At 75.3% G+C, this 24,734-nt stretch carries 14 protein-coding genes, 2 tRNA genes and 1 pseudogene; 6 read left to right on the top strand and 11 right to left on the bottom strand.

Features of this window, described 5'->3' with window-relative positions:
• Nucleotides 1-350: 350 nt before the first annotated feature.
• Nucleotides 351-887, bottom strand: coding sequence for a MarR family winged helix-turn-helix transcriptional regulator (locus tag ACGFXC_RS12945; RefSeq protein ID WP_393712238.1), 537 nt, complete (start codon nt 885-887; stop codon nt 351-353).
• A 125-nt stretch (nt 888-1,012) separates the two neighbouring features.
• Here ACGFXC_RS12945 and ACGFXC_RS12950 point away from each other — a divergent pair, with 125 nt between their 5' ends.
• Nucleotides 1,013-2,305 carry an MFS transporter gene (locus ACGFXC_RS12950; protein ID WP_393713165.1) on the top strand — a complete coding sequence of 431 codons (1,293 nt, stop codon included), beginning with the start codon at nt 1,013-1,015 and terminating at the stop codon, nt 2,303-2,305.
• A gap of 73 nt (nt 2,306-2,378) precedes the next feature.
• On the opposite strand, the gene ACGFXC_RS12955 is transcribed toward ACGFXC_RS12950, so the two are convergent.
• Together ACGFXC_RS12955 and ACGFXC_RS12960 are read right to left on the bottom strand one after the other, a co-directional pair.
• Complete coding sequence (locus ACGFXC_RS12955; protein WP_393713166.1) at nt 2,379-4,115, bottom strand: SpoIIE family protein phosphatase; 1,737 nt, start codon at nt 4,113-4,115, stop codon at nt 2,379-2,381.
• Between the two features lie 133 nt (nt 4,116-4,248).
• Nucleotides 4,249-5,676: an NAD(P)/FAD-dependent oxidoreductase gene (locus ACGFXC_RS12960; protein ID WP_393712240.1), complete on the bottom strand. Its 1,428-nt coding sequence runs from the start codon at nt 5,674-5,676 to the stop codon at nt 4,249-4,251.
• 341 nt (nt 5,677-6,017) lie between these two features.
• On the opposite strand from ACGFXC_RS12960, the gene ACGFXC_RS12965 reads away from it, so the two are divergent.
• The gene (locus tag ACGFXC_RS12965) at nt 6,018-6,788 is read left to right on the top strand and encodes a TetR/AcrR family transcriptional regulator (RefSeq protein WP_393712242.1); all 771 of its coding nucleotides are present in this window, start codon (nt 6,018-6,020) and stop codon (nt 6,786-6,788) included.
• 504 nt (nt 6,789-7,292) lie between these two features.
• Nucleotides 7,293-9,092 (top strand): sigma-70 family RNA polymerase sigma factor, encoded by a 1,800-nt coding sequence (locus ACGFXC_RS12970; protein WP_393712244.1) that lies wholly within the window; start codon nt 7,293-7,295, stop codon nt 9,090-9,092.
• Here the strand turns inward: ACGFXC_RS12970 and ACGFXC_RS12975 are convergent.
• The 3 genes from ACGFXC_RS12975 to ACGFXC_RS12985 all read right to left on the bottom strand — a co-directional run bounded on the left by ACGFXC_RS12975 (nt 9,079) and on the right by ACGFXC_RS12985 (nt 15,852).
• On the bottom strand, nt 9,079-12,321 hold the full coding sequence (locus ACGFXC_RS12975; protein ID WP_393712246.1) for a BTAD domain-containing putative transcriptional regulator: 3,243 nt from the start codon (nt 12,319-12,321) through the stop codon (nt 9,079-9,081). The two genes, ACGFXC_RS12970 and ACGFXC_RS12975, sit on opposite strands and share 14 nt — an antisense overlap.
• A gap of 524 nt (nt 12,322-12,845) precedes the next feature.
• The gene (lhgO, locus tag ACGFXC_RS12980; protein ID WP_393712248.1) at nt 12,846-14,078 is read right to left on the bottom strand and encodes an L-2-hydroxyglutarate oxidase; all 1,233 of its coding nucleotides are present in this window, start codon (nt 14,076-14,078) and stop codon (nt 12,846-12,848) included.
• Between the two features lie 19 nt (nt 14,079-14,097).
• On the bottom strand, nt 14,098-15,852 hold the full coding sequence (locus ACGFXC_RS12985; RefSeq protein WP_393712250.1) for a sporulation protein: 1,755 nt from the start codon (nt 15,850-15,852) through the stop codon (nt 14,098-14,100).
• A 643-nt stretch (nt 15,853-16,495) separates the two neighbouring features.
• Between ACGFXC_RS12985 and ACGFXC_RS12990 the strand changes: the two genes are divergently transcribed.
• From ACGFXC_RS12990 to ACGFXC_RS13000, 3 genes are all read left to right on the top strand, one after another.
• Nucleotides 16,496-18,781 carry an asparagine synthase-related protein gene (locus ACGFXC_RS12990; RefSeq protein WP_393712251.1) on the top strand — a complete coding sequence of 762 codons (2,286 nt, stop codon included), beginning with the start codon at nt 16,496-16,498 and terminating at the stop codon, nt 18,779-18,781.
• Nucleotides 18,782-18,984: 203 nt separating this feature from the next.
• On the top strand, nt 18,985-19,800 hold the full coding sequence (gene trmB, locus ACGFXC_RS12995) for a tRNA (guanosine(46)-N7)-methyltransferase TrmB (protein WP_393712253.1): 816 nt from the start codon (nt 18,985-18,987) through the stop codon (nt 19,798-19,800).
• Between the two features lie 44 nt (nt 19,801-19,844).
• Complete coding sequence (locus ACGFXC_RS13000; protein WP_393712255.1) at nt 19,845-21,206, top strand: PrsW family intramembrane metalloprotease; 1,362 nt, start codon at nt 19,845-19,847, stop codon at nt 21,204-21,206.
• Here ACGFXC_RS13000 and ACGFXC_RS13005 read toward each other — a convergent pair.
• From ACGFXC_RS13005 to ACGFXC_RS13025, 5 genes and pseudogenes are all read right to left on the bottom strand, one after another.
• The gene (locus ACGFXC_RS13005; RefSeq protein ID WP_393712257.1) at nt 21,196-22,245 is read right to left on the bottom strand and encodes a M23 family metallopeptidase; all 1,050 of its coding nucleotides are present in this window, start codon (nt 22,243-22,245) and stop codon (nt 21,196-21,198) included. The genes ACGFXC_RS13000 and ACGFXC_RS13005 overlap by 11 nt on opposite strands.
• 327 nt (nt 22,246-22,572) lie before the next feature.
• Nucleotides 22,573-23,742, bottom strand: coding sequence for a PP2C family protein-serine/threonine phosphatase (locus tag ACGFXC_RS13010; protein ID WP_393713168.1), 1,170 nt, complete (start codon nt 23,740-23,742; stop codon nt 22,573-22,575).
• Between the two features lie 169 nt (nt 23,743-23,911).
• Nucleotides 23,912-23,985: transfer RNA gene (locus tag ACGFXC_RS13015), tRNA-Met, on the bottom strand.
• A gap of 245 nt (nt 23,986-24,230) precedes the next feature.
• A tRNA-Lys gene (locus tag ACGFXC_RS13020) sits at nt 24,231-24,303 on the bottom strand.
• A 184-nt stretch (nt 24,304-24,487) separates the two neighbouring features.
• Nucleotides 24,488-24,734, bottom strand: a pseudogene (locus ACGFXC_RS13025) (RNA helicase); the annotation flags it as partial.

Genomic DNA, 24,734 nt, shown 5'->3' on the forward strand with positions numbered 1-24,734 from the left:
GGACGCTTCCTTTGTACTCACCCTCTCGGGCTTTCCTCCGGGCTTTCGTTCTGTTCTGTTCTTGCGTTTCCGACTCTATCAGACTCTTTCGGGCCTGACTCCCAGTCAGCGGGGTTTGTCTTCCGGGCTGTTGGGCCCTTCCGACTCCTGAACTCTAGCGGATTTCCCCGGCAACCGATAATCGGGCCTTCGGAAAAGAATTCGGGCGCGCCGAATTCGTTCCCAGTGGGAGATCGTGCTGAGTAGGTTGCCGCAACGAGGCGACGGGATTCGTTGACGTCAGAACCTTCCGGCTCTGGGGCAACTCGAAGAACCTTACGGATCCACGGGGGCCGTGTCAACCCCGGAGGTCAGCTCGGGGACTGCAGGTCCTCGACGCGGTCCAGGAGGCGGGTGAGCATGTCCCCCAGTACTCCACGCTCCGCCGTGGAGAGGTCCTGGAGGAGGTCCTCCTCGAAGACCGTGGCCGCGCGCATGGCGTCGAGCCACTTGCTGCGGCCCTCGTCCGTCAGCTCCACGATCACGCGGACCCGGTTGGACTCGTCCCGTTCCCGGGTGACCAGGCCCTCCGACGTCATGCGGTCGATCCGGTGCGTCATCGCCGCCGGCGTGAGGCCCAGCTGCTTCGCGAGTTCGCTCGGGCCCATCCGGTACGGCGCCCCGGAGATGACCAGGGCCTTGAGGACCTCCCACTCCGCGTTGCTGATGCCCAGGGCTGCGGTCTGGCGTCCGTACGCGACGTTCATCCGTCGGTTCAGGCGGCTCAGGGCCGAGACCACCTTCTCGACCTGGGGGTCGAGGTCCTGGAATTCGCGCTGGTAGACGGCGATCTGCTCGTCGAGGCTCGGCTCGTGGACGGGCGCGGTGCCGTCGGGGGTGTCACCCATGGTCCGAAGTATGGCACGAGCCCGTTGGCGTCTAACTCCTTCGGTGTGTACTGTTAAGGCTTGAAGTTTAGGTATGAAGTCTTCAGGCTTCAGGTCTCAAAGGCAGGTGAGAAGTGACCAAGGTGATGGGCGCTGCGATGCGGCGGATCCAGGCCGGCAACGCGCTGACCGCGTTCGGCATCGGTTTCACGGTTCCGTTCCTCTACATCTACGTGGCGCAGGTGCGGGATCTGGGCTCCATGGCGGCCACGAGTGCGTTCGTGGCGTTCGCCCTGGGTGCTCTCGTCGCGCTGCCCTTCACCGGGCGGGTCATCGACCGGCGCGGGCCGGTGCCCGTGGTCATCGGCGCGGCCGTGGCCGCCTCGGCCGGGGCGCTCGCGCTCGGCCTCTCCACGGGCGTCGTGCCGATCCTGCTGTCCGCGCTGGCGCTCGGTGCCGGTCAGGCCGTGATGCAGCCGGCGCTGGCCACCATGATCGTGTGGTGTTCGACGCCGGCCACCCGGACGCGTGCGTTCGCGCTGCAGTTCTTCATGCAGAACCTGGGTCTGGGCATCGGCGGCCTCGTCGGCGGGCAGATCGTCGACGTGGACCGGCCCACCAGTTTCACCCTGCTGTTCGGCATCGAGGCCGTGATGTTCCTGGTGCTGGCCGGGGTCATCGCCACCGTGCGCATGCCGCAGGTGGCGGGGCTCAAGGAGGCCATGCCCCAGCAGGACGGCGCCGAGGCCGGCGGCGGCTGGAAGCGGCTGCTGCGGCACAAGGCCATGGTGCAGCTGTGCGTGCTGGGCTTCGTCCTCTTCTTCGCCTGCTACGGACAGTTCGAGTCGGGTCTGGCCGCCTTCGGTACCGAGGCCGCCGGGATCTCCCCTTCGGTCCTCGGCTTCGCGCTGGCCGCCAACACCGGTGCGATCGTCGTGGCGCAGTTCGTGGTGCTGCGGCTGGTGGAGAAGCGCCGTCGGTCCCGTGTGATCGCGCTGGTCGGGCTGATCTGGACGGTCGCCTGGGTGATCGCCGGGTTCTCCGGGCTCGGGCACGGCAGCGCGGTGATGGCCGCGGGCGCGTTCGTGACGACGTACGCCCTCTTCGGGATCGGCGAGGCGATGCTGTCGCCGACGCTGGCGCCGCTGGTGGCCGATCTGGCTCCGGAGGGCTCGGTCGGGCAGTACAACTCGGCCTTCGCCCTGGTGAAGCAGATGGCGCTGGCGCTGGGGCCGCTGGGCGTGCCGCTGGCGGCCGGGATTCCGATGCTCTACATCGGCATCTTCGTGGTGGTCTCGCTGGGCATCGCGTGGCTGGCGCTGCGTCTGGGTGCGCAGCTGACGCCGGTGCAGGACAACCCGTCGCTGTCGCGCGTCGTGGCGCAGGGCGGCCCGGCCGTCGGTGCGGCGGCCGGGGCCGCGGAGCCCGCGCACGTGTAGACGTACGCGGTGAAGGCTGTGGAAGTGCGCGGAAGGCCCCGGTCCTGTGGACCGGGGCCTTCCGCGTGGGCGGCTACTTGTCGGGGAGGGCGAACTCGCACCAGACGGCCTTGCCGCCGCCGGGGGTGCGGCGGGTGCCCCAGGACGAGGCGATGGTGGCGATGATCGAGATGCCGCGGCCGGTCTCGTCGGCCGGTTCGGCGCGGCGGCGGCGCGGGAGGTGGTCGTCCCCGTCGGTGACCTCGATGATCAGGCGGCGGTCGGTGCGGCGCAGCCGCAGGCGCATGGGCGGGGTGCCGTGCTGGAGGGAGTTCGCGACGAGCTCGCTGGCGGCGAGGACGCCGAGGTCGCACAGTTCGGCGGGGAAGCGCCAGGAGGCGAGGACGCCCTGGGCGAAGGCGCGGGCGCGGGGGGCCGCTTCGACGCCGCCGAGGAGTTCGAGGGCGGCGTTGTGGAAGAGCTCGGCGTCGGCGCCGGTGCGGGCGGGCTGCTGGAGGACCATGACGGCGACGTCGTCGTCGTGGTCGGCGTCCACGCCGAGGGCGCGCATCAGGCGGTCGCAGACGACGGCGGGGGTGCCCTGGGCGCCGGCGAGGGCGCGTTCGAGGGTGGCGACGCCTTCGTCGATGTCCTCGCCGCGGCGTTCCACGAGGCCGTCGGTGTAGAGGACGGCGGTGGAGCCGGGGCCGAGGGCGATGGTGCCGGAGGTGTGGAGCCAGCCGCCGGTGCCCAGCGGCGGGCCGGTGGGGTCGGCGGCGCGGCGGACGGTGCCGTCCTCGTCGCGGACGAGGATGGGGAGGTGTCCGGCAGAGGCGTACGCGAGGAGGCCCTCGTTGGGGTCGTGGACCGCGTAGACGCAGGTGGCGATCTGGCTGGCGTCGATCTCGGCGGCGAGGCCGTCGAGGAGCTGGAGGACCTCGTGGGGCGGGAGGTCGAGGCGGGCGTAGGCGCGGACGGCGGTGCGGAGCTGGCCCATGACGGCGGCGGCGCGGACGCCGCGGCCCATGACGTCGCCGATGACGAGGGCGGTGCGGCCGGCGCCGAGGGTGATGACGTCGTACCAGTCGCCGCCGACGGCCGCTTCGGTGCCGCCGGGCTGGTAGGTCGCGGCGATGCGGAGGTCGTCGGGCTGTTCGAGTTCCTGGGGCAGGAGGGAGCGCTGGAGGGTGACGGCGGCCTCGCGCTGGCGGCGTTCGCTGGCGCGCAGCCGGTCGACGGCCTCGGCGTGGTCGGTGACGTCGGCGAGGTGGACGAGGATCCCGCTGTGGTGGGGGTCCGGCGGGCCGTCGGGGGCGGTCTTGGGGAACTCGACGGGGGTGCAGGTGACGGTGTACGAGCTGCCGCCGCCGGGGGCGGTGCGGTTCTTGGCCGTACGGGGCTTGCCGCTGCGCTGGACCTGGTCGAGGAGTTCGAGGAGGCCCAGCTCGCCGAGTTCGGGGAGGGCTTCGCGGGCGGGGGCGCCGGTGGTGCGGGCGCCGAAGCCGGCGGTGTACGCGTCGTTGACGTAGGCGACGCGGTGCTCGGGGCCGTGGACGAGGGCGACGAGGGCCGGGAGCAGCCCGAGGACCTCCCGTACGGAGAGTTCGTCGAGGGCGGGTACGGCGGGGAGCGGCGCCGTGCCGGTACCGGAGACGGTGGCGTCGGCGGGGCTGCCGTCGTCGGGGGGCGGCGTGAGGGGGTAGCCGGCCGCGCCGCGGGCTGCCGGAACGGCGCCTTCACCCCGTTTGGCCTGGGCTGCGGCGTGCTCGTTCCGCGCGGCGGCGCGGCGCTGCGTTCCGGGAAACCGGGCGCTCCAGCGCGTGAAGTTCACTGCGTTCAAGCCTCGTGGTGTCGCAAGTGGTCGCTGTGTCGCTCGTGCTCGGTCGCTCGACGGGAGGTCACTCTGTGCAGGTGTGAGCCCACCTATGGTCACACGTCCAGTGTGGCCGACCGCACTGACAACGTCAGCCCTGGCTGTCCTGCGGGGGTTCGGGGGTGGGGTGGGGCGGGTGGGGTGGGTGGTGGCGGTGGCCTCCGCCCGCGGCGAGTTCGAATTCTGCCCTGGGGTGTTCGAGGGAGCCGAGGGAGACGATCTCCCGCTTGAAGAGGCCCGAGAGGGTCCATTCCGCGAGGACGCGCATCTTGCGGTTGAAGGTGGGGACGCGGCTGAGGTGGTAGGCGCGGTGCATGAACCAGGCCGGGTAGCCCTTGAGCTTGCGGCCGTAGACGTGGGCGACGCCCTTGTGGAGGCCGAGGGAGGCGACGGAGCCCACGTACTTGTGGGCGTACTCGGTGAGGACCTCGTCGCGGAGGGCGGCGATCAGGTTGTCGGCGAGGCGTTTGGCCTGGCGGACGGCGTGCTGGGCGTTGGGGGCGCATTCGACGCCGGGTACGGGGGCGGTGATGTCGGGGACGGCGGCGGCGTCACCGGCGGCCCAGGCGTGTTCGACGCCTTCGACGGTGAGGAAGGAGGTGCAGACGAGCCGGCCGCGCTCGTTCTTCGGCAGGTCGCTGGCGGCGAGGACGGGGTGGGGTTTGACGCCGGCGGTCCAGACGACGGTGCGGGTGGGGAAGCGGGAGCCGTCGCTGAGGACGGCCACCCGGTTCTCGCAGGAGTCGAGGCGGGTTTCCAGGCGTACGTCGATGTTGCGGCGGCGCAGTTCGCGGACGGTGTAGGTGCCCATTTCGGGACCGACTTCGGGGAGGATACGGTCGCTGGCCTCGACCAGCACCCATTTCATGTCCTCGGGTTTGACGTTGTGGTAGTACCGGGCCGCGAACCTGGCCATGTCCTCCAGCTCGCCGAGCGCTTCGACGCCGGCGTATCCGCCGCCGACGAAGACGAAGGTCAGGGCGGCGTCGCGGATCGCGGGGTCGCGGGTGGAGGAGGCGATGTCCATCTGTTCGATGACGTGGTTGCGCAGGCCGATGGCCTCTTCCACCGTCTTGAATCCGATGGCGTAGTCGGCGAGTCCCGGGATGGGGAGGGTGCGGGAGACCGATCCGGGGGCGAGGACGATTTCGTCGTAGGCGATCTCGATGTCGCCGGTGCCCTCCTCGGCGGTGGCGAGGGTGGTGACGGTGGCCGTCCGTTTGGCGTGGTCGATGCGCCGGGCCTCACCGATGACGATGCGGCAGCGGTCGAGGACGCGGCGCAGCGGGACCACGACGTGACGGGGCGAGATGGAGCCCGCGGCGGCTTCCGGGAGGAAGGGCTGGTACGTCATGTAGGGCTCGGGCGTGACCACCGTGATCTCGGCCTCGCCAGATCTCAGTTTCCGTTGGAGACCGAGGGCCGTGTACATGCCGACGTAGCCGCCTCCGACCACGAGGATGCGCGCGGGGGGCGGGGTGCCGGGTGCGTCGCCCCGGGAGTTAGCAGCCTTCACCATCCCATGACGCAACGTGGCCGGGAGTTTGTCCACAGGCCCGGCACATTGTGTGACCGGTGTTCATCCTGCGACAGGGCTGCCAATGAGTCCGGATGGGGGTGAAGGTCCGCAGGTCAGAGGCTGCGGAAGGGGTGATTCCGGGGGCTTGCGGCGGAAAAGTGGGGGTGAATGCTCCGATCGGGCGGTGCTCCGTCGGGGGCTGCCTCTTCTGAATTGACTCTGGCTCAACTATGTTCGTATCTCGTCGAGGAGTAGGACCAGGGCCGCATGACTGTGGCCCCCCTCGACACGAAGGCGGGGAGTGTCTCCGGGGGGAGACAAATGATTACCGGGGGATACATATGCACATTTCCGATTTCCATGGCTCTGTCACCGCTCTGTCCGCAGAGGGTGGCAGCCGCGTGATCACGGGCGCCACGACCCACGGGGTGGGCCGTTCCACCCCGTTGCGCGTCGACGCCCAGCGCAATCTCGAACACGTCCTGCGGGCGGCCCGCGAGGTCTTCGGCGAGCTCGGCTACGGGGCGCCGATGGAAGACGTCGCACGGCGCGCGCGGGTCGGTGTCGGAACCGTCTACCGGCGGTTCCCGAGCAAGGACGTCCTGGTCCGGCGGATAGCCGAGGAGGAGACCGCCCGGCTGACCGAGCAGGCCAAGTCCGCCCTCGGCCAGGAGGAGGAGCCGTGGCAGGCGCTGTCGCGCTTCCTGCGCACCTCCGTCGCCTCGGGCGCGGGCCGGCTGCTGCCGCCGCAGGTCCTGCGGGTCGGCGCGGCCGACGAGGACGCGGCCGAGGCCGAGGCGGCGGCGCGGGTGCCGCAGCAGCGGCAGGCCGTCGTGGCGGGGGTTCCCGACCTCCGGGTCGTCGGCTCGCGCAGCGCCGTCGAGGACGAGCCGGCGGAGGACTCCGGGGCGGGTGCGCTGCTGGAGGTCGTCGGCCGGCTGGTGGACCGGGCCCGGGAAGCCGGTGAGCTGCGGGCCGACGTCACGGTGGCCGATGTGCTGCTGGTGATAGCGACCGCCGCGCCCGCGCTGCCCGACCCGGCGCAGCAGGCCGCGGCTTCGGCCCGTCTGCTGGACATCCTGCTCGAAGGCCTGCGTTCCCGGACGGTGTGAGCCGTCGCGGGGCCGGTGCCGTGAGGTGTCGAAGCCGTGAGGTGTCGAAGCCGTGAGGTGCCGGTGCCCGTCCCCGTGTCGTCCCTGCCCCGGCTCGTGCCGGGGTGGGGCTGGGGACCGGGGGCCGGCGTCAACGGGGTGGCGCTGCGCGTCGGTCGCTCGAACGGGTGAGGAGCGGATCCGGGACGTCTGCGGGGATGGCCTCGGGGGTGTCATCGGTTGCCGGAACCCGCCCGGACGGGTGATGCCGCGCAGAGGGCGCCGGCGCGCGTCACCCGTGTGCCACGCTGGATCGGTGGACCGGTCTGAGTGTGTCGTGCGGGGGCTTCCGCGGTGAGCGTTGACGGGCGGGACGAGTCCCCCGGTGGAGCCGCCGGTGAGGCCGCGGCGGGGAGTCTGCCCGCCCGGCAGGTACCCGCCCAGCGCGAACCGGGCGGGCGCCATGCCGCCCCTGGTCCGGGCAGCGCCGAACCGCCGCTTTCCGACCCGGAGTTGATCGCCCGGATGCGCGGCGGCGATGACGGCGCGTACGAGGAGCTGTTCCGCCGGCACTCCGATGCCGTGCGGCGCTACGCCCGCACCTGCTGCCGGGACGCGCACACCGCGGACGACCTGACCGCCGAGGTGTTCGCGCGGACCCTCCAGGCGGTACGGGGCGGCTCGGGGCCGGAGCAGTCGGTGCGGGCCTACCTGCTGACCACCGTACGGAGGGTCGCCGCGGCCTGGGCGAAGACGGCCCGGCGGGAGCATCTCGTCGAGGACTTCGCGCTGTTCGCGGAGCAGGCCGCCGCGGGGGCGGACAGCGGGGCCGGCGCACTGGGCGGGTTGTCCGGCGACGACACCCTGGAACTGGGCGCGGACGTACGGGCGATGCACGAGGCCGAGCGGTCGCTGGCCATGCAGGCCTTCCGGAGCCTGCCCGAGCGGTGGCAGGCCGTGCTGTGGCACACCACGGTCGAGGAGGCCTCGCCGAGTGCGATCGCCCCGCTGTTCGGGCTGAGCGCCAACGCGACCGCGGTACTGGCCAGTCGGGCCCGTGAGGGGCTCAAGCAGGCCTACCTCCAGGCACACGTGAGTTCCGCGCTCAGCGAGGGCGGCGACTGCGCCCGCTACGCGGACCGGCTGGGCGCGTACGCCCGGGGCGGGCTGCGGATGCGGGCGGAACGGGGGCTGCGCAAGCACCTGGAGGAGTGCGCCAACTGCAGGCTCGCCGCCGGGGAGCTCAAGGACGTCAACGCGGGGATCCCCGCGCTGCTGCCGGTCGCGGTCATCGGGTGGTTCGCCGCCGGGTACGCCGCCAAGGCGGCCGGAGTGGTGGCGGGTGGGGCCGTCGCCGCCGGTGGGGCGGGGGCCGCTGCCGCCGCCGTGGGCGGTTCGTCGGCCGGAGCGGGCGCCGGCGGCGGGGCCGCGGGGGCCGCTGCCGGGGCGGGCGCCGCCGGTGGGTCGGGGGGTGCCGGGGCGGGGGCCGGGGGCGCCGCCGTGTCCGAGGGGCTGGGTCTGCCGGCCAAGGCCGCCATCGCCGCCGGGCTGGCGGTCGCCGCGGCCGCCGGGGTGGTGTTCGCCCTCACCGGGGACGAGCCCGAACCGCCGGCCGCCGCGAAGCCCGCGCCCGGGGTCGTGGCCCCGGCGGTGCCGGCGCCGCCGGTGCCCGAACCGCCCGCGAGCAGTCCGCCGGCGGCTGCGGCGCCGGCCGCGCGGGGGCCCGTACCGCCCCGGCCGGGCCCCGCGCCGTCGAAGCCGGCCGCGCCGTCGCCCTCCGTACCCGCTCCGGCTTCGAAGGCACCCGCTCCGGCCCCGCCCCGGCCGAAGCCCACGCCGACGCCCGCGAAGCCCTCGCCGAAGCCGCCCGAGCCGCCGCCCGCGCCGGCCCAGGGGTTCCAGCTGGCGCGGCTCGGGCACTCCGCCTTCGGCCGGCACACCGGTCCCGAGCTGGAGACCTGGCGCAGCAGCTGGGTGTGGCAGCGGTGGGGGCTGGAGGCCGGCGGGCAGCGGTTCGGGCAGGGCATCACCGTCAACTCCCGCTCCTCGGTGGAGATCACCCTCAACCGGCAGTGCACGAGCTTCTCGGCGCGAGCCGGGGTGGACGGGCTGTCGCTGCTGACCGACGGGACGCTGCGGTTCTCCGTCTACGCCGACGGGCAGCGGCTGTGGCGTTCGGGCGTGCTCGGCTACGGGGACGCCCCGGCCGCCGTGCGGGTGTCGCTGGCCGGGCACGAGACGCTGCGGCTGGTGGTGGAGCAGGCCGGGCAGGGGCGCCTGCCGACGCTGGCGAGCTGGGCCGACGCGGTGATCAGCTGCCGCTGAGCACGGTGGGGGCGGCGAGGGCGGCGGCCACCTCGCTGGGGGTCAGGGTCCGGCCCTCCGCCTCCGCGGCGGCGTGGCCGGCCGCCCCGAGCCGGGCGCGGTTGCGGGCCGGGAGGCCCTCCAGGGCGGCCTCCTCGGGCACCGGGCGGGGGTGGCCCGCGCGCCAGGCGGTGGCCGCGGCGAGGACCCGTACGCTGTCCGCCGGACGGTCGGAGTCCGCCAGCAGCAGGGCTCCCGTCTCGGCGAGCGCGGCCAGGAAACGCTCCGCGCAGTGGGCGGCGACCGCCGACGCGAGGCCCTGCGCGGCCTTGGCGAGGCCGGCGCGCGGACCCTGCTCGCGGGCGAGGAGGACGGCCTCGACGCCGTCCAGTCCGGCCGCGAACTGCGGGGGTCCCGTCAGCCCCGCCGCCACGGTGCGGGCCGCCTGCCACGCGGTGCGGGCCCGGGCGGTGTCCCCGCGCTGGAGGGCGAACATCGCCGCGAGGAGCCGGGCGAAGGCGGCCACGTCGTACACCCCGCCCTGCCGTTCGGCCTCCCGCTCGGCCTCCGCCAGGAGCCGCTCGGCGCCGTCGAGGTCGCCGCCGCTGTAGGCGGCCTCGGCGATGCGGGCGATGGCGAAGGGGGCCTCGGTGTCGGCTCCGACCTCGCGGGCCAGGCGCAGGCACTCCTCGTACTCGGCGCGGGCGTCCTCGTACCGGCCGCGGGAGAGGGCCATCTCCCCGGCGGCGCTGGCGACCTGGGCGCGGGTCCAGCGGTCGCCGACCCGGGAGGCGATCCGGCGGAGCTCGGCGAGGTCGGCGTCGACGGTGGGCAGGCCGCCGGTCATGTCGATGGCGGTGTGGGTGCGGAGCATGAGGATGACGCCCAGTTCCCAGTCCCCGCCGTGGCGGCGCGCGGTCGCGACGCCCTGGTCGAGGTCGGTCAGGAACTCGGGGGTCTCCCCGGTGAGGAAGCCGAGCGCGGGCCAGAGCATCCCCGGGAAGCGGGTGGACTCGGGAGCGGCCCGGCGGAACACCTCCCGGATGCGGGCGACGTGGGCCCGGTGCTCGGGGGTGCGGAAGTGGTCGCCCCGGTTGCTTTCGGCCAGCAGGAACATGTGCAGGATCCGCAGGTGCATGGAGTTCCAGTACGCGCGGGAACCCTCGGGCACGTCGGCGGGGGTGTGGTCGAGGATGCGGCCGATCCACTCGACGCCCTCGACGCGGTAGTCGCGCAGCCACCAGAACCAGCCGAGGGCGAGGGCGATGCGCTGGGCGTCTTCGGGGGCGGGGGCTTCGAGCGCGGTGTCGAGCGCGGTGCGGAGGTTGTCTAGCTCGGTCTCGACGCGCCGGATCCAGGGGAGCTGGCCCGCGGAGCGGATCAGGGGTTCGGCGCGCTCGGCGAAGGCGAGGTAGTGCGCGGCGTGGCGGCGGGCGGCGGCGCGCGGGCCGGACGGATCGGCGGCCGCGCGTTCGGCGGCGTACTCGTGGATGGTTTCGAGCATGCGGTAGCGCATGCCGTCGGCGGCCTCGTCGGGTTCGGCGAGGACGAGGGACTTGTCGACGAGGGAACCGAGGACGTCGGCCACATCCAGGACGCCGTCCGGCTCGGCGCAGACTGCTTCGGCGGCGGCCAGGTCGCAGCCGCCGGCGAACACGGACAGCCGGGCCAGCACCGCCCGTTCGGGTGCGTCCAGCAGCTCCCAGGACCAGTCCACGACCGCCCGCAGCGTCTGCTGCCGGGGCAGCACGGTACGGCTCCCGCCGGTCAGGAGCCGGAACCGGTCATCGAGCCGGTCGGCGATCTGACGCGGCGTGAGCAGCCGCAGCCGGGCCGCGGCCAGCTCGATGGCCAGCGGCAGACCGTCCAGGCGGGCGCAGATCTCGGCGACCGCGGCCGGATCGTCGGCGGGGGTGAAGCCGGGGCGGGCGGAGGCGGCGCGGTCGGCGAAGAGGCGGTGCGCGGGGGCGGGCGCCAGGGGCTCCACGGGGCGCAGGAACTCCCCCGGCACGCCGAGGGGCTCACGGCTGGTGGCCAGGATGCGGACGCCGGGGCAGTGGGTGAGGAGCCGCTCGGCGAGTTCGGCGGCGGCGCCGATGACGTGCTCGCAGTTGTCGAGGACGAGGAGCAGACGGCGGTGGGCGCAGTGCTCGACGAGGAGGTCGGTGGGGTCGGCGGGGGTGGCCTTCTCCCGGGCGACGAGGTTGCTCTCGCGCAGCCCGAGGGCGCTGAGGACGGCGCCGGGGACGGCGGCGGGGTGGTCCAGGCGGGCGAGTTCGACGAGCCAGCCGGACGCGGGCCGGTCGGCGGCGGCGTGCTCGGCGAGACGGGTCTTGCCGGAACCGCCGGGCCCGGTGAGCGTGACGAGGCGGAAGCGGGCGAGGTCACCGGCGAGGGCGGCGAGTTCGGGCTCGCGGCCGACGAAGGAGGTCAGGCGGGGACGGAGGTTGCCGCGGGGCGGTGCGGGTGGGAGCGGTGCGGGCGGGGGCGGTGGTTGGTGCTGGGGCCGGAGCAGCTCCGCGTGCAGGGCGCGCAGCCGGGGGCCGGGGTCGGTGCCGAGGTGTTCGGCGAGGTCGCGCCGGGTGCGCTCGTACGCGGCGAGCGCGTCGGCGGGGCGTCCGGCGGCGCGCAGTGCGCGCAGCTGCTGGGCGCGCAGTTCTTCGTCGTACGGATGCTCGTGGATCAGCGCCTCGATCTCCGGCAGGAGTGCGGCCGGTGCGGTGGCGCCGCAGCGCAGGTCCGCCTCGACGCGGTCGCGCGCGGCGCGGGTGCGGCGGGCTTCGGCGGCGGCCGCGTGGGGGGTGCGGGCGGGCTCGGGGAGGTCGGCGAGGGCGGGCCCGCGCCAGAGCCCGAGGGCCTCCCGGAGGGTGGCCGCCGCGGCGGCGGGGTCGGCGGCGGGCGCGGCGAGCTGCTCGGCGCCGAGGGCGGCGAGCCGGGTGAAGCGGTGGAGGTCGACGTCCTCGCGGGCGGCGGCGAGGCGGTAGCCGCCGGTGGGGTCGGCGCGGATGCTGTCGCGGGACCCGAGGGTGCGGCGCAGCCGGGAGACGAGGGCCTGGAGGGCGGCGGGGGCGTCCTGGGGCGGGTCGTCGCCCCAGACCTCGTCGACGAGGTCGCGGACGGGGGCGGCGGCGGGGGCGCCGGCGCGCAGGGCGAGGGCGGCGAGGAGCGCGCGCAGGCGGGCGCCGCCGAGGGGAAGGGGGGCGCCGGTCTCGTCACGTGCCTCGGTGACGCCGAGGATGAGGTACCGCACCGGGCAATTCTGCCCTGACCCCGCGGAAAGCGACGCGGAGTTTCCCGCCGGGGCCGGGCCGGAGCGGAGCCCCGCCGGGGCCGGGAGGCCGGGCTCCGCTCGGCCGGGGCCCGGGCGGGACGCCCCGGCGGGGGGGGTGCCGCTGCGCGGAGCGGTCCCCTACCCGCCCTTCCACCGTTCCCGCCTCAGGCGCCGGCGGGGCTGTACGTCGTGCCCGGGGTCCGGAACATCGACGGACCGGCCGGTCCGGGGGCCCGGACGCCGGGGCCGCGGCCGGGGGCCGGGGCGGGCAGGGGCGGAGAGCGGGTACCGGCCGGGTCATCCGGGGGCCCGGCGGCCCGGGGGGGGGCCGGCGACCCGAAGGCCCGGCGGCCCGGAGAGCCCGGCGACCCGGGGGACCCGGACGCCGGGGCCGCGGCCGGGGGCCCGGGGCCTCCCGGGGCCCGGCGGTCCGGCGGCCCGAAAGGCCCGGCGGCCCGCAGGGCTCGGTGGCTCGAAGGGCTCGGCGGATCGGGGTCCACGGGTCAGGGGGTGTGGAGGGTGGTGAGGGTGCGGGTGGCGATCTCCTCGCCGATCGGGAGGGAGGCCGTCGCCGCCGGGGAGGGGGCGTTGAGGACGTGCACCGTGCGCGGGGCCTCCTGGATGAGGAAGTCGTCCACGAGGGTGCCGTCCCGCAGGACGGCCTGCGCCCGGACGCCGGCCGCCGCCGGGGTCAGGTCCGCGGCGGTGACGGCGGGCAGGAGGCGGCGTACGGCCTCGGTGAAGGCCTGCTTCGACAGCGAGCGGTGGATCTCCCCGGCCCCGTAGCGCCAGTGCCGGGCGGCCATCCGCCAGGACCCCGGCCACGCCAGCTCGGTGGCGAGGTCGCCCGGGCGGACGGTGCCCCAGCCGTAGCCCTCGCGGGCCAGCGCGGGGACGGCGTTCGGCCCGACGTGGACGCCGCCGCCGATGCCCCGGGTGAGGTGGACGCCGAGGAAGGGGAACGCCGGGTCGGGCACCGGGTAGACCAGCCCCCGCACCAGCTCCGGGCGGGCCAGGTCGTGGTACTCGCCCCGGAAGGGGATGATCCGCATGCCCGGGTCGTCGCCGGCGAGGCGGGCGATCCGGTCGCACTGCAGGCCCGCGCAGTTCACCAGCACCTTCGCCCGGACCACCAGCCCGGACGTGGTGCGCACCGCGACGGCGGAGGGGCGGCGGGAGATCAGGTCCACCTCGGCGCCGTAGACGATCTCCGCACCGGAGGATTCCGCGAGCTGCGCGGCGACCTGTCCGTAGTCGACGATGCCGGTCGTGCCGACGTGGATGGCGGCCAGGCCCCGCACGTGCGGCTCGTACTCGGCGATCTGGGCCGGGCCGAGCTCGCGCACCGGAATGCCGTTCTCCCGGCCGCGCTGGACCAGGGCGTGCAGGCGGGGCAGCTCCGCGCGCTCGGTGGCGACGATCAGCTTGCCGGTCACCTCGTGCGCGATGCCGTGCTCGGCGCAGAACTTCACCATCTCGGCGGCCCCGCGCACCGCGAAGCGGGCCTTCAGGGATCCCGGGCGGTAGTAGATGCCGCTGTGGATCACCCCGCTGTTGCGGCCCGTCTGGTGCCGGGCGGGCCCGGCTTCCTTCTCCAGTACGGTCACCCGCGTCCCCGGGGCCAGCCGCGCCAGGGCATGCGCCGTCGACAGGCCGACGATCCCGCCGCCGATCACCAGCACATCGCAGTCCACGCCGCCGCCCACGCTGACACCTCCCACCCCTGCATACTGCACCCCGCCACCGACAGGGCGGCTACGCGGGGGCCACCAGCAGCGGCCGGGCCCGTTCGCGCAGCTCCGCGACGCGGGGTTCGTCCCCGTACGGTTCGAGCCGGTGCAGCAGGTCCCGTACGTACTCGTTCGTCCGCGCCGAGGAGATCCGGCCCGCGACCTCCACGGCCCGGGTGCCGGCCGCGCAGGCCGCGTCGAGGTTGCCCGACTCCAGCTCGGCGACCGCGCTGACCACCAGCCGCAGCCCGTGCGAGCGCACGTACTCCTCCGTGGGGCGGGACAGCGCCTGCTCGGTGAAGCGCCGTACCTGTCGCGGGAGTTTCAGGTCCCGGTAACATTCCGCCGCATCCGCCGCGAAACGGTCGTACGAGTAGAAACCCAGCCAGGTCGGGTCGGGATCCCCTTCGCGGGACCGCTCCAGCCAGCCCTCCGCGGCGCGCAGCGCGGCCCCGGCGGCGGCCGAGTCGCCCGCCTTCGCGTGGGCGCGGGCCTCCACGAGGCGGAAGAAGCTCATGGTGCGGGCGGTGGCGAGGCCCCGGTTGCGCTCCACGGCGGCCTGCGCGAGGTCCACGCCCTCGTCCGGGAAGTCCCGGTAGGTGGCCTGGAGGGACATCGAGGCCAGGACGTACCCGCCCAGCGGTACGTCGGCGGCCGCGCGGGCCAGCCGCAGCGCCTGGATGTAGTAGCGCTGGGCGGCTTCCTGCTGGCCGGTGTCGAAGGCCATCCAGCCCGCGAGCCGGGTCAGTTCGGCGGTCGCGCCGAACAGGGCGCGGCCCACCTCGTCGGTGTAGGAGCCGAGCAGCAGCGGCGCGGCGTCGACCCGCAGGCACTCGGGCACCATCGAGGAACGCCAGTCCCCGCCGCCGTACTTGCTGTCCCAGCGGCGGGCGTCCTCGGCGGCCTCGCGCAGCTTCGTCACGTCACTGTGGCCGACGCGCTGCGGGGAGGCCTCCGACGGCGCCGCGGGCGCGGCGGCGGGGGCCGTCCCGGCAGGGGCCGGCGGCCCGGTTTCGGCTCCGGGCCGGGCGGGCACGGCGCCCTGCGCCGCGGTGTCGGACACCGCCCGGGGCGCGGCGGAACGGCCGCCGGGCCGCTGGACGGGGGGCACTGGCCGGACGGGCTGGACGGAGGGCCCCTGCCGGGGCGGCGCGGGCGCGCCGGCCACGGCCGGCGGCCTGCGGGGGGCCCGGCCACCGGGGCCGGCGGACCCCGCTCCTGCTCCCGCTCCTGCTCCCGCTCCCGCTTCGGGCCCCGCTTCGCCGTCCGCCCGCGGGTCGGACACCGGGCGCGCGCCCGGACCCGGCTCGCGCGCCACCGAACTGTCGGCCGGGGATATCAGCCAGCGCGACGCGGGCGTGGCGTACGCCGACACCGCGAAGGACCCGGCGAGCGACTGCCAGATCCCGCCGCCGCCCCGGCGTCCCGCGAGGTCGAGCCGGTAGAGGTCGGTCGCCGAACGCACGGCGGCACCGATGTCGCGGGGGAAGGCCAGCCCCACCTCGGGCGCGGGATCCGCGTCCGCCAGGCCGATCTCGTGCAGCGGCACCGGGCGCCCCAGCTTCGCGCCGATCGCGGCCGCGATCAGATGCGGGGCGGCGCCCTGCGGCACCATCCCCTTCGACACCCACCGCGCGACCGACGTCTTGTCGTACCGGAGCGTCAGCCCGCGCTGCGCGCCGAGGTCGTTGACCCGCCGGGCCAGTCCCGCGTTGCTGATGCCCGCGAGGGCGAGGACGGCGCCGAGCTTCTCATTGGGCTCGCGGAGCTCCCTGGACATGCGCCACCCCTCGTCACACGCGGAACGCAGACGCCGCCGGGGCATAGGCGCCCGGCATTTCGTAAACCCAGCGTAGTTCCCCGCCTCCCAAGCGTTAAGGCCCCGAGTTCCGTATGGCGGGATTGTTGTCCGTATGCACAGTCCGGGCCCGGCCCGGCCCCGGGGCGCACGCGTCAGCCCGTGCTCCGCCCGTGTGGCCGTGCGCCCGGCCGTGCGCTCTGGCCGCTCCCGGGACCCGGCGATTCGATGTGCGGTGCGTGGGTCGGCCCGCCGCGTGGAACCGGCGGGCCGGGGGATGCCGCTGCCTCAATCCCCGCGGGTGGCGGAACGGTCCGGGGGGTGGTTCCCGCCTCCCGGACCGCGCCCCCGTGTGCGGACCGGCCGGACCGGGACGAGCACTCAGTACGGCCGAAGAATGGCCGAAACCGACCTATGGGGCGGTGGGAACGGAACGCCAAATACCGCGTGGCCGGGGCGTGTTCGTTTACATGTGCGCCCCCCGAAGCCACTCTCGCACGCCCGTCTCGTGGCAGCATGGACCCCGAGCCACCCGGGGCCCCGCCGGCCGCGCCCACAGCGCCGACCACGTCGTCCGTGCCGTCCGTTGCCCCGGTCATGTGCCCACGGGCTGGGGGAGGCGGCGGTGCGCTGGTTGGTCGGGTGGAGCAGTATCGCCGCGAGCTTCGGCACGGCCGGACGCGTCTTCGACCAGGGCACATCGAGCCGCACCGCGACGGGCCCGGCGGGCTACGCGGACCCCGCCCACGGCCCGTACGGGAACCGGCACGAGCCGTACGGGCAGCAGCACGGGCCCTCCGGCAGCCACCCCCGCACGGACCCGCCGCACGGCGGCATCGCCGACGCCGCGTACGCCGACGACCCGGCCGCCCAGGACGCGGAACGCACCGTCCACCCCGTCGGCGCCCAGCTCCTGTGGGGCGATCCCGACCCCCTGTGGGCCGTCGGCGACTGGCGCCCCGACGAGATCCGCGCCGTCACCGCCGACCCGGCGGACCCCTTCACCCGCCTCGCCGTCCTCGGCTGCTGCGGCGCCACCGACGCCGAGCTGCGCCGCGCCCTGTACGCCGCCCGCGGCGGGGCCCTGCGCCACCTCACCGAGTGGTCCGGCAGCTACACCGCCGTCGTCCAGTCGGGCCGGCGCATCACCGTCCTCGGCGACCTCGCGGGCGCCCGGCCCGTCTTCTACACGCCCTGGGCGGGCGGGACCGCGTACGCCACCGCCGCCCTCCCGCTCGCCGACCTCATCGAGGCGCAGCTCGACGTCGGCCACCTCGCGGCCCTGCTGGCCTGCCCCGACAGCCCGGAGGCACTGGGCGACGGCACACCGTACGCCGGCGTCCGGCGCATCCCGCCCGGGCACACGCTGATCCTGCGCGAGGGCTCCCGGGAGATCACCGGCTACGAGCAGGTGGCCTCCCTCGCCGTGGCCGCGCCCGAGGCGGACCCGGAGCGCGCGGTGGAGGGCGTACGGGAAGCGTTGACGGCCGCGGTGCGCGCCCGGCTCACGGCGCCCCGCCATGCCCCCGACGCACTGGTGCCCGACCCCGGCCCCGTGCCCGGAATGGGCCCCGCCGACCGGCGCGCGGCCCGCGGGGCCCCCGCGCCGGGGGTGGGCGCCGACCTCTCCGGCGGCAGCGCCTCCGCGACGCTGGCCCTGCTCGCCGCCGGCCTCCCCGGCTCGCCCGGCACGCTGCCCGGCTCCGGCTCCCGGCTGCTCGCCGTCACCTTCAACGACCTGGCCACCCCGCAGGGCCGCGAGGCCGAACTCGAACGCGCCCACGCCATCGCCGCCGACCCCCGGCTGCACCACGTCGTGGTCGCCGCCGCCGCGGAGGCCCTCCCGTACGCGGACCTCGACGGCCCGCTCACCGACGAACCCGGCCCCTCCCTCGTCTTCGCCGCCCGGGAGCGGCGCCGGCTGGCGGCGGGCTCGGCCGACCACTTCACCGGGCACGGGGCCCGCCAGGTCCTGGACGCCCACCCCGCCCGCATGGCCGACCTCCTGATGGACCGCAGGCGCCGCCACCTGCTGCGCCCGGTCGCCGCCCTCGCCCGCTCCGCGTCCGCCTCCGGGGAGTCCCTGCTGGTGCCGCTCACCGTGTACTCGGCGGCCCGCCGTCTGGCCCGTACGCCGTACCGCGCGGGCATCGAGGCCGCCGCGGCCCGGCTGCGCGAGGGCGGGGTCGCCGCCACCGCGTCGGGGCCGGTCGACGCCTCGCTCGCCGCCCTGACCTGGTCCCGTCCGGGCCCCGCCGCGGGCTGGCTCACCGGCGAGGCCCTGGCGGAAGTATCGATCCGGCTGCGGGCCGCCGCCGGCCGGCCCCCGCTGTCGCTGCGCCCCGGCGAGGCCCGCGCCCGCGCGACCCTGGCCCGCCACGCGGCCGACCACCGGGTCTTCGAGCAGGCCGTGGAGGTCCGCAGCCAGCGCCTGCACGCGCCGTTCCTCGACAACCAGGTCGTCCGGGCCGCGCGCGCCCTGCCGGAGTCCCTGCGGGTGCAGCCCGGGGCCCGGGCCGCGATCCTGCGCAGCGTGCTGGCCTCGGCCGGGGTGCGCGAACTGCCGCCCGGCTGGGGCGCCACCGCGCACGCGCCGAACGAGGCCGCGACCCGGCTCGGGCTGCGCGCCGCCCTGCCCGGCCTGCTCGCGCTGTTCACCGCTCCGCTGCTCGCGGACGCCGGGCTGATCGACACCCGGCGCGTGCGCCAGGCCCTGACCGACGCCGCCGACGGGCGGCCCGTCCCGCTCGACGGGCTGGCGGAACTCGTCTCGATGGAGCTGTGGCTGCACCGCCTCCTCGCTCGCCGCGGCACCTGCTGGACCGGGACCTCCGCCCCGCGCCGCCGCGCGGTCCCGGCCCTGGACGCCTCCCTGCCCCGCCTGACCCGCGGCGCCCCGGCCGCGCACTAGCCCGCCCGCACGCGGGGCCCGTACGCCGCCCCGCTCGCGAGGCCCCGTACGCCGCACCCGTATGCACGCAGGCCCCGTACGCCGCACCCGCCCGCAGGACCCCCGCGCGCCGCCCCCGCCGGGCCCCCGCCGGGCCCCCGCCGGACCGCCCCCGCCCTCGCCGCCGCCCGGCCAGGGCCCCCGCGTCGTAGAATCGGCGCATTGTGTCTGAGTCTCCGAACCCCCAGCCCAGCCTCCCGGACACCGCACCGGAGGCGACCGCGTACGTGCCCCCCAAGTGGCGCACCGAGCCCCGTTTCCCCGACGGTCCCGCGCCCGACCCCGCCGGGTCGCACCACGAGCGCCGGATCCGCAGCTTCCAGCCGCGCCGCAGCCGGGTGACCACCGGCCAGGGCGAAGCGCTCAAGCGCCTCTGGGGCACCTGGGGGCTCGACATCGACGGCCACGACGTCATCGACCTGCGCCGGCTCTTCGACGGCCTGCCCGTGGTCCTGGAGATCGGCTTCGGCATGGGCGAGGCCACCGCCCAGATGGCCGCCGCCGACCCCTCGACCGGCATCCTCGCCGCCGACGTGCACACCCCCGGCCAGGGCAACCTGCTCGCGCTCGCCGAGCGCTCCGGGCTCACCAACGTCCGCGTGGCCAACGGCGACGCCATCATCCTGCTCCGCGAGATGCTGCCGCCCGACTCCCTTGCCGGACTGCGCGTGTACTTCCCGGACCCCTGGCCCAAGGCCCGTCACCACAAGCGGCGGCTGATCCAGCCCGAGTTCCTCGACCTGGCGGCCACCCGGCTGGCACCCGGGGCCCTGCTGCACTGCGCGACCGACTGGGAGCCGTACGCCGAGCAGATGCTCGAAGTCCTCACCGCGCACCCGGAGTTCGAGAACACGCAGGCCGACGGCGGCTACGCGCCGCGCCCCGGCTACCGCCCCCTCACCCGCTTCGAAGGGCAGGGGCTCGACAAGGGCCACGTCGTCCACGACCTCCTCTTCACCCGCGCCGAACCCAAGAACTGACAAACGTCACTCCGAGTGTCCGGCCGACTCGCTAGGGTCATCACGTGCTCCGAGCGCTAGGCCGCGTGCTCGCACGCACACCGGGCCCGGTCCGCGTGTGCGTGCCCGTCGTCCTGCTCGCCGCGACCGGGATCAGCATCCTCGAACTCGTGCGGGAGCAGACCGGAACGGCCGGCTTCTTCGTGGGCCTGGGCCTGGCCCTGCTGCCGGTGCCGCCGCTGACGGCGGCGTTCCGGTGGCTCGGCCGGGCCGCGCCGCACCCCTGGCGGCAGTTGACGTTCTGCTTCGGCTGGGGGGCCTGCACCGCGGCGCTCATCGCGATACTGGCCAACAGCTTCGCCACCGAGTGGGTCGCCGCGGCCACCACCGACCCCTTCGACGCCGACCGGCTCGGCTCGGTGGCCATCGCGCCCGTCGTGGAGGAGAGCGCCAAGGCCGCCGCGCTGCTCATCGTGTTCGCCTTCCGCAGACGGCATCTCAGCGGCCCCGCCGACGGGTTCGTGATCGCCGGTTTCACCGCCACCGGCTTCGCCTTCACCGAGAACGTCCTCTACCTGGGCAACGCCTTCGAGGAGGACCTCGCCAAGGGCACCGGCTTCCTGGACTCCATGACGGCGGCGACGTTCTTCGTGCGGGGGGTGCTCTCCCCCTTCGCGCACCCCCTCTTCACCGTGCTCACCGGTCTGGGCTTCGGCGCGGCCGCGCTCGGCGCCCGCCGCGGCGCCCGCGCCCGGACCCGGCGGGTGCGCGGCGCCGGGCCGCCCCTGCTGGGCCTGGTCCTCGCCATGGGGCTGCACGCGCTGTGGAACGGCTCCTCACACTTCGGTGAGTACGGTTTCTACGTGGTCTACGGCTGCGTGATGGTCCCGGTGTTCGCGCTGCTGCTGGGGCTGGCCGTGCGGATACGGCGCCACCGGCTCCGGGCCGTCGCCGCCGAGCTGTCGGTATACGCCCGCGCGGGCTGGCTCGGCCCGGCGGAGGTGCCGGCCCTGGCTTCGATGCCGGCCCGCTCGCTGGCCCGCGCCCTGGCCCGCCGCACCGGAGGCCGCCGCGCCGCCCGGACGGTGTCCCGCTACGCGGCGGACGCCGCCGCCCTCGCCCTGCTGCGCCGGCACTCCCGGCACACGGGCCCGGCCCGTACCCCCTGGCCCGACCGGGACTTCGCCGAGCGGGAGCGGGAGCTGCTGCACCGCCTCTGGCTGCGCCGGGCGACGGCCGCACCCGCCCTGGCCCGGGCGGCCGTCCTGGAGGAACTGCTGCCGCCCTGCTTCGACCCCCTGGCCGGACCGCCCGCGGCGGGCCCGTCCGGTGCGCCCCTGCTCTCGGCGGTCCCGCCTCCCCGGCGCCCGGCGGACCGGGCCCCGGCCGCCGCACCGCCGTCCCGGCCGGTGAGCCTCAGACGTTGAGGCCCTTGCCTTCCAGCCAGGCCAGCGGGTCGACCGTGGAGCCGCCCTTGCGCACCTCCAGGTGCAGGTGGGCCCCGGTGACGTTGCCGGTGGCGCCGACCCGGCCGATGGTCTCGCCCGCGCCGACGGAGCCGGACGTCACCGACATGGAGGAGAGGTGGCAGTACCAGACCTCCGTACCGTCGTCGAGCTGGAGCACGATCCGGTAGCCGTACGCGCCCGACCAGCCGGCCGAGACGACCTTCCCGCCGCCCACGGCCTTGACCGGGGTGCCCGTCGGGGCCGCGAAGTCGAGGCCGGTGTGGTGGCCGGAGGACCACATGGAGCCGGAGTCGCCGTAGTGCGAGGTGAGGGTGTAGGCGGAGGTCGGCAGGGAGTACCCGCCGGCGGACTTCGCACCCGAACCGGCGCCCGGCGCGCCCGCCTTGACGGTGGCCTGCTCGGCGGTGGCCCGCTCCGCGGCGGCCGTCTGCGCCGCGGCCTGTTCGGCGGCGGCCTTCTCGGCTGCGGCGCGTGCCTCCTCCGCCTGCTTGTCCGCGGCTTCCTTCTGGCCGCGGGCCTCCTGCGCGGCGGCTTCGCGCGCGACCCGCTCGGCGTCCGCCCGGGCCTGCGCCTCGACGGCCTCGTGCTGCGACTCGGCCTGCTGGAGGATCCGGTGGCGCAGCGCCTCCCCGGCATCGGGCTGACCCCGGTCGGTCCCGTCGGCCTGCCGGGGAATCGCTGCGGCGGGGGCGGCCGGCGCGTCGGTGGCGTGCCCGCCGCCGTCCAGCAGGTCGGGCAGGTCCGGCAGGGAGGGCATGGATATCGCGACCTGGGGCCGGTCCTGCGCGGTGGCGATGCCGCCCGCCCCGACCGCCGCGATCACGCCGACGCCGAGCACGGTCGAACTGCGGGCGAGTCCGCCGCGCGGCTTGAGGACGCGGTGCTTGCCGCGGAGCGGACGGGCGGAGTCCTCCGTGGGGTTCCACTCGCCCCAGGCTCCGGCGGTGGGCGTCTCCTGGACGTCGATGCCTTCAGGGGCAGGCGAGTTGGAGGCCACCGGGGCACACTCCTCATGAGCGGGAACGCGCACGGGTGCCGTCTCTTGCGACGGTTGGGACGTCCGCGCTGCGTTATCGAACGGTAATAGACGAGGGGGAGTGATTCCAAGCTGTTGCGATTGATCGTTAACGCCAATCAGCCACACCCCGCACACCTCTGGCCTGGACATCACCCCCATTCCATCCCAATCCACCAGATAAAGCTGCGCTCACCCTCATCACTTCGGCCACGGTGGCCAAATGACGAACCGTCAGTCATTTCGCTCACCGCACCCTGAGCACTACGCAACGTCACGCACCCGTCGGCGCTTCGCCGTTGCTCCCCCTCACGCCCCGTCCCTGGGCACCACCGGGACCGTCCGCCTCCGCTGCGGTTCACCCCGCCCCGGCCGCCCCACCGCCAGCAGCGCCATGTCGTCGGTCGCCCCGCCGCCCGTGTGCCGCCGCACGTCGCTGCTGAGCGCGGTCAGCACCTCCCCCGGCCCCGGGAACACCCGCCCCCGCAGCCGGGCCGCCGGATCGTAGAAGGCGCCGCCCGCGTCCCGGGCCTCGGTCAGGCCGTCGGTGAACAGCAGCAGGGTGCTCCCCTCCGGGAAGGGCCACTCCCCGACCCGGTCCGCGGCCCCGGCCGACAGCTCCCCCAGCCCCAGCGGCAGCGCGGGCTCGGCGGGCGCGAGCACCGCCAGCCCCCCGTCCGCGTGGAGCAGCAGCGGTTCGGGATGACCCCGGTTGAGCAGGCGCAGCACCCCGGCACCGGCCGGGACCTCGCCGAGCACACAGGTGGTGAACCCCTCGACGGCGTCCAGGCTGTCCCGCCGCACGCCCTCACGGGCCAGCGCCCGCTCCAGCCGCTGCGCGAGCGCCTCCAGGGTCGGCTCCGTCTCCGCCGCCTCCCTGAAGGCCCCCAGCACCACCGCCACGGCCTCCACCGCCCCCAGCCCCTTGCCCCGTACGTCGCCCACCGCGAGCCGCACTCCGTACGGGGTCTCCTGGACCGCGTAGAGGTCGCCGCCGATGAACGCGTCGGCCTGCGCGGCCTCGTACCGCGCGAAGACGTGCAGCCCCGCGATCCGCTCGGCCGGGGTGGGCAGCACGGCCCGCTGGGCGGCCTCGGCGATCCCGCGCGCGGAGGCCAGCCGCTCGCCGCTGCGCCGCACGACCTGGTTGATGAGCAGCGCCAGCCCGGACACGGTCACCACCGTCGCCAGCTCGGTCAGCGCCTCCACCTTCAAGGTGGTGCCGTTGACGCAGTGCAGGGCGACGACGGCCGCGCAGGCGGCGATCCCGGTCAGGGCGGTCACGCGGAAGGTGAAGAGGGGGGCCGCGATCAGCGGGGCGGCCGTGAAGAAGGGGGAACCCGTGAAGCTGGGCGGGGTCGAGAGGTCGAACACGAGGCCCAGGAGGATCAGCAGCACCGGCAGCACCCGGACCACGCGCCGGGCGGCGCCGCCGCCCGCCTCCACGGTGCCGCTCGCTCCGCTGCCCTGCCGGCCCAGCCCCACCACGCTGCTCTCCTGCCGCCCGGTCCCGACCCGCCCCCACTCAGGCTGTCGGCACGGACCGGCACGGGCGACCGGGCCGGTCCGACCGGGTGACGGCGCCGCGGCCGGGACGCGCACACGACGAAGGCCCGGTTCCACAAGGGAACCGGGCCTTCGTACTGAGTAGCGGGGACAGGATTTGAACCTGCGACCTCTGGGTTATGAGCCCAGCGAGCTACCGAGCTGCTCCACCCCGCGTCGGTAAACCCAACTCTACGTCATTCGGGGGACGCCCTGCGCCAATTACCTCCCCCACACCCCCCAAAACCAGAAAACCCGCAGGTCAGAGGCGCAAGAAGAGCGGAAGACCGCACCGCCCGGCCCCCTGCGGACCGCTCCGGATCCCCGCGGGGAGGCCGCGGTCAGCACTGTGGCCCGTCCGGAGATCCCGGACGGGCCACAGAAGGAGCAGGTCAGAACGTCACGGAGGACGCTGTGACGGGTAGGCCATGTCGGACTCGAACCGACAACCAACGGATTAAAAGTCCGCTGCTCTGCCAATTGAGCTAATGGCCCTCCATGTGCTCACCCCAGAGCATAGCCGGAGAGGGGCCGTCGGCCGATCGGGTATCGCCGGGTGTGGGCCAGTAGGTTTCCCGCCATCGGGGGCGCGGGGGCCGAGAGGGGCCGGAAAAGGGTGCGGCCCCCACCGCACCGGGGTGCTGTGGGGGCCGAGCCTTCGTCAGTTGGCGCTCAGGCGTCAGCCGTTGCGCTTCCAGCGGGGCTTGTCGTCGCGACGGCCGCCGAAGGAACCGGTCGAACCGGAGCCGGAGGGGCGGTTGTCGTCGCGGCGGCCGTAGGGGCGCTCGCCGGCGCCACCGGAACGGAAGCCACCGGAGGGACGGTCGTCACGGCGGAAGCCGCCACGGTCGCCACCACGGTCGTCACGGTTGAAGCCACCGGAGGGACGGTCGTCGCGACGGAAGCCGCCACCACGGTTGTCGTCA

The organism is Streptomyces sp. NPDC048507, assembly GCF_043199995.1.
GTDB lineage: Bacteria > Actinomycetota > Actinomycetes > Streptomycetales > Streptomycetaceae > Streptomyces.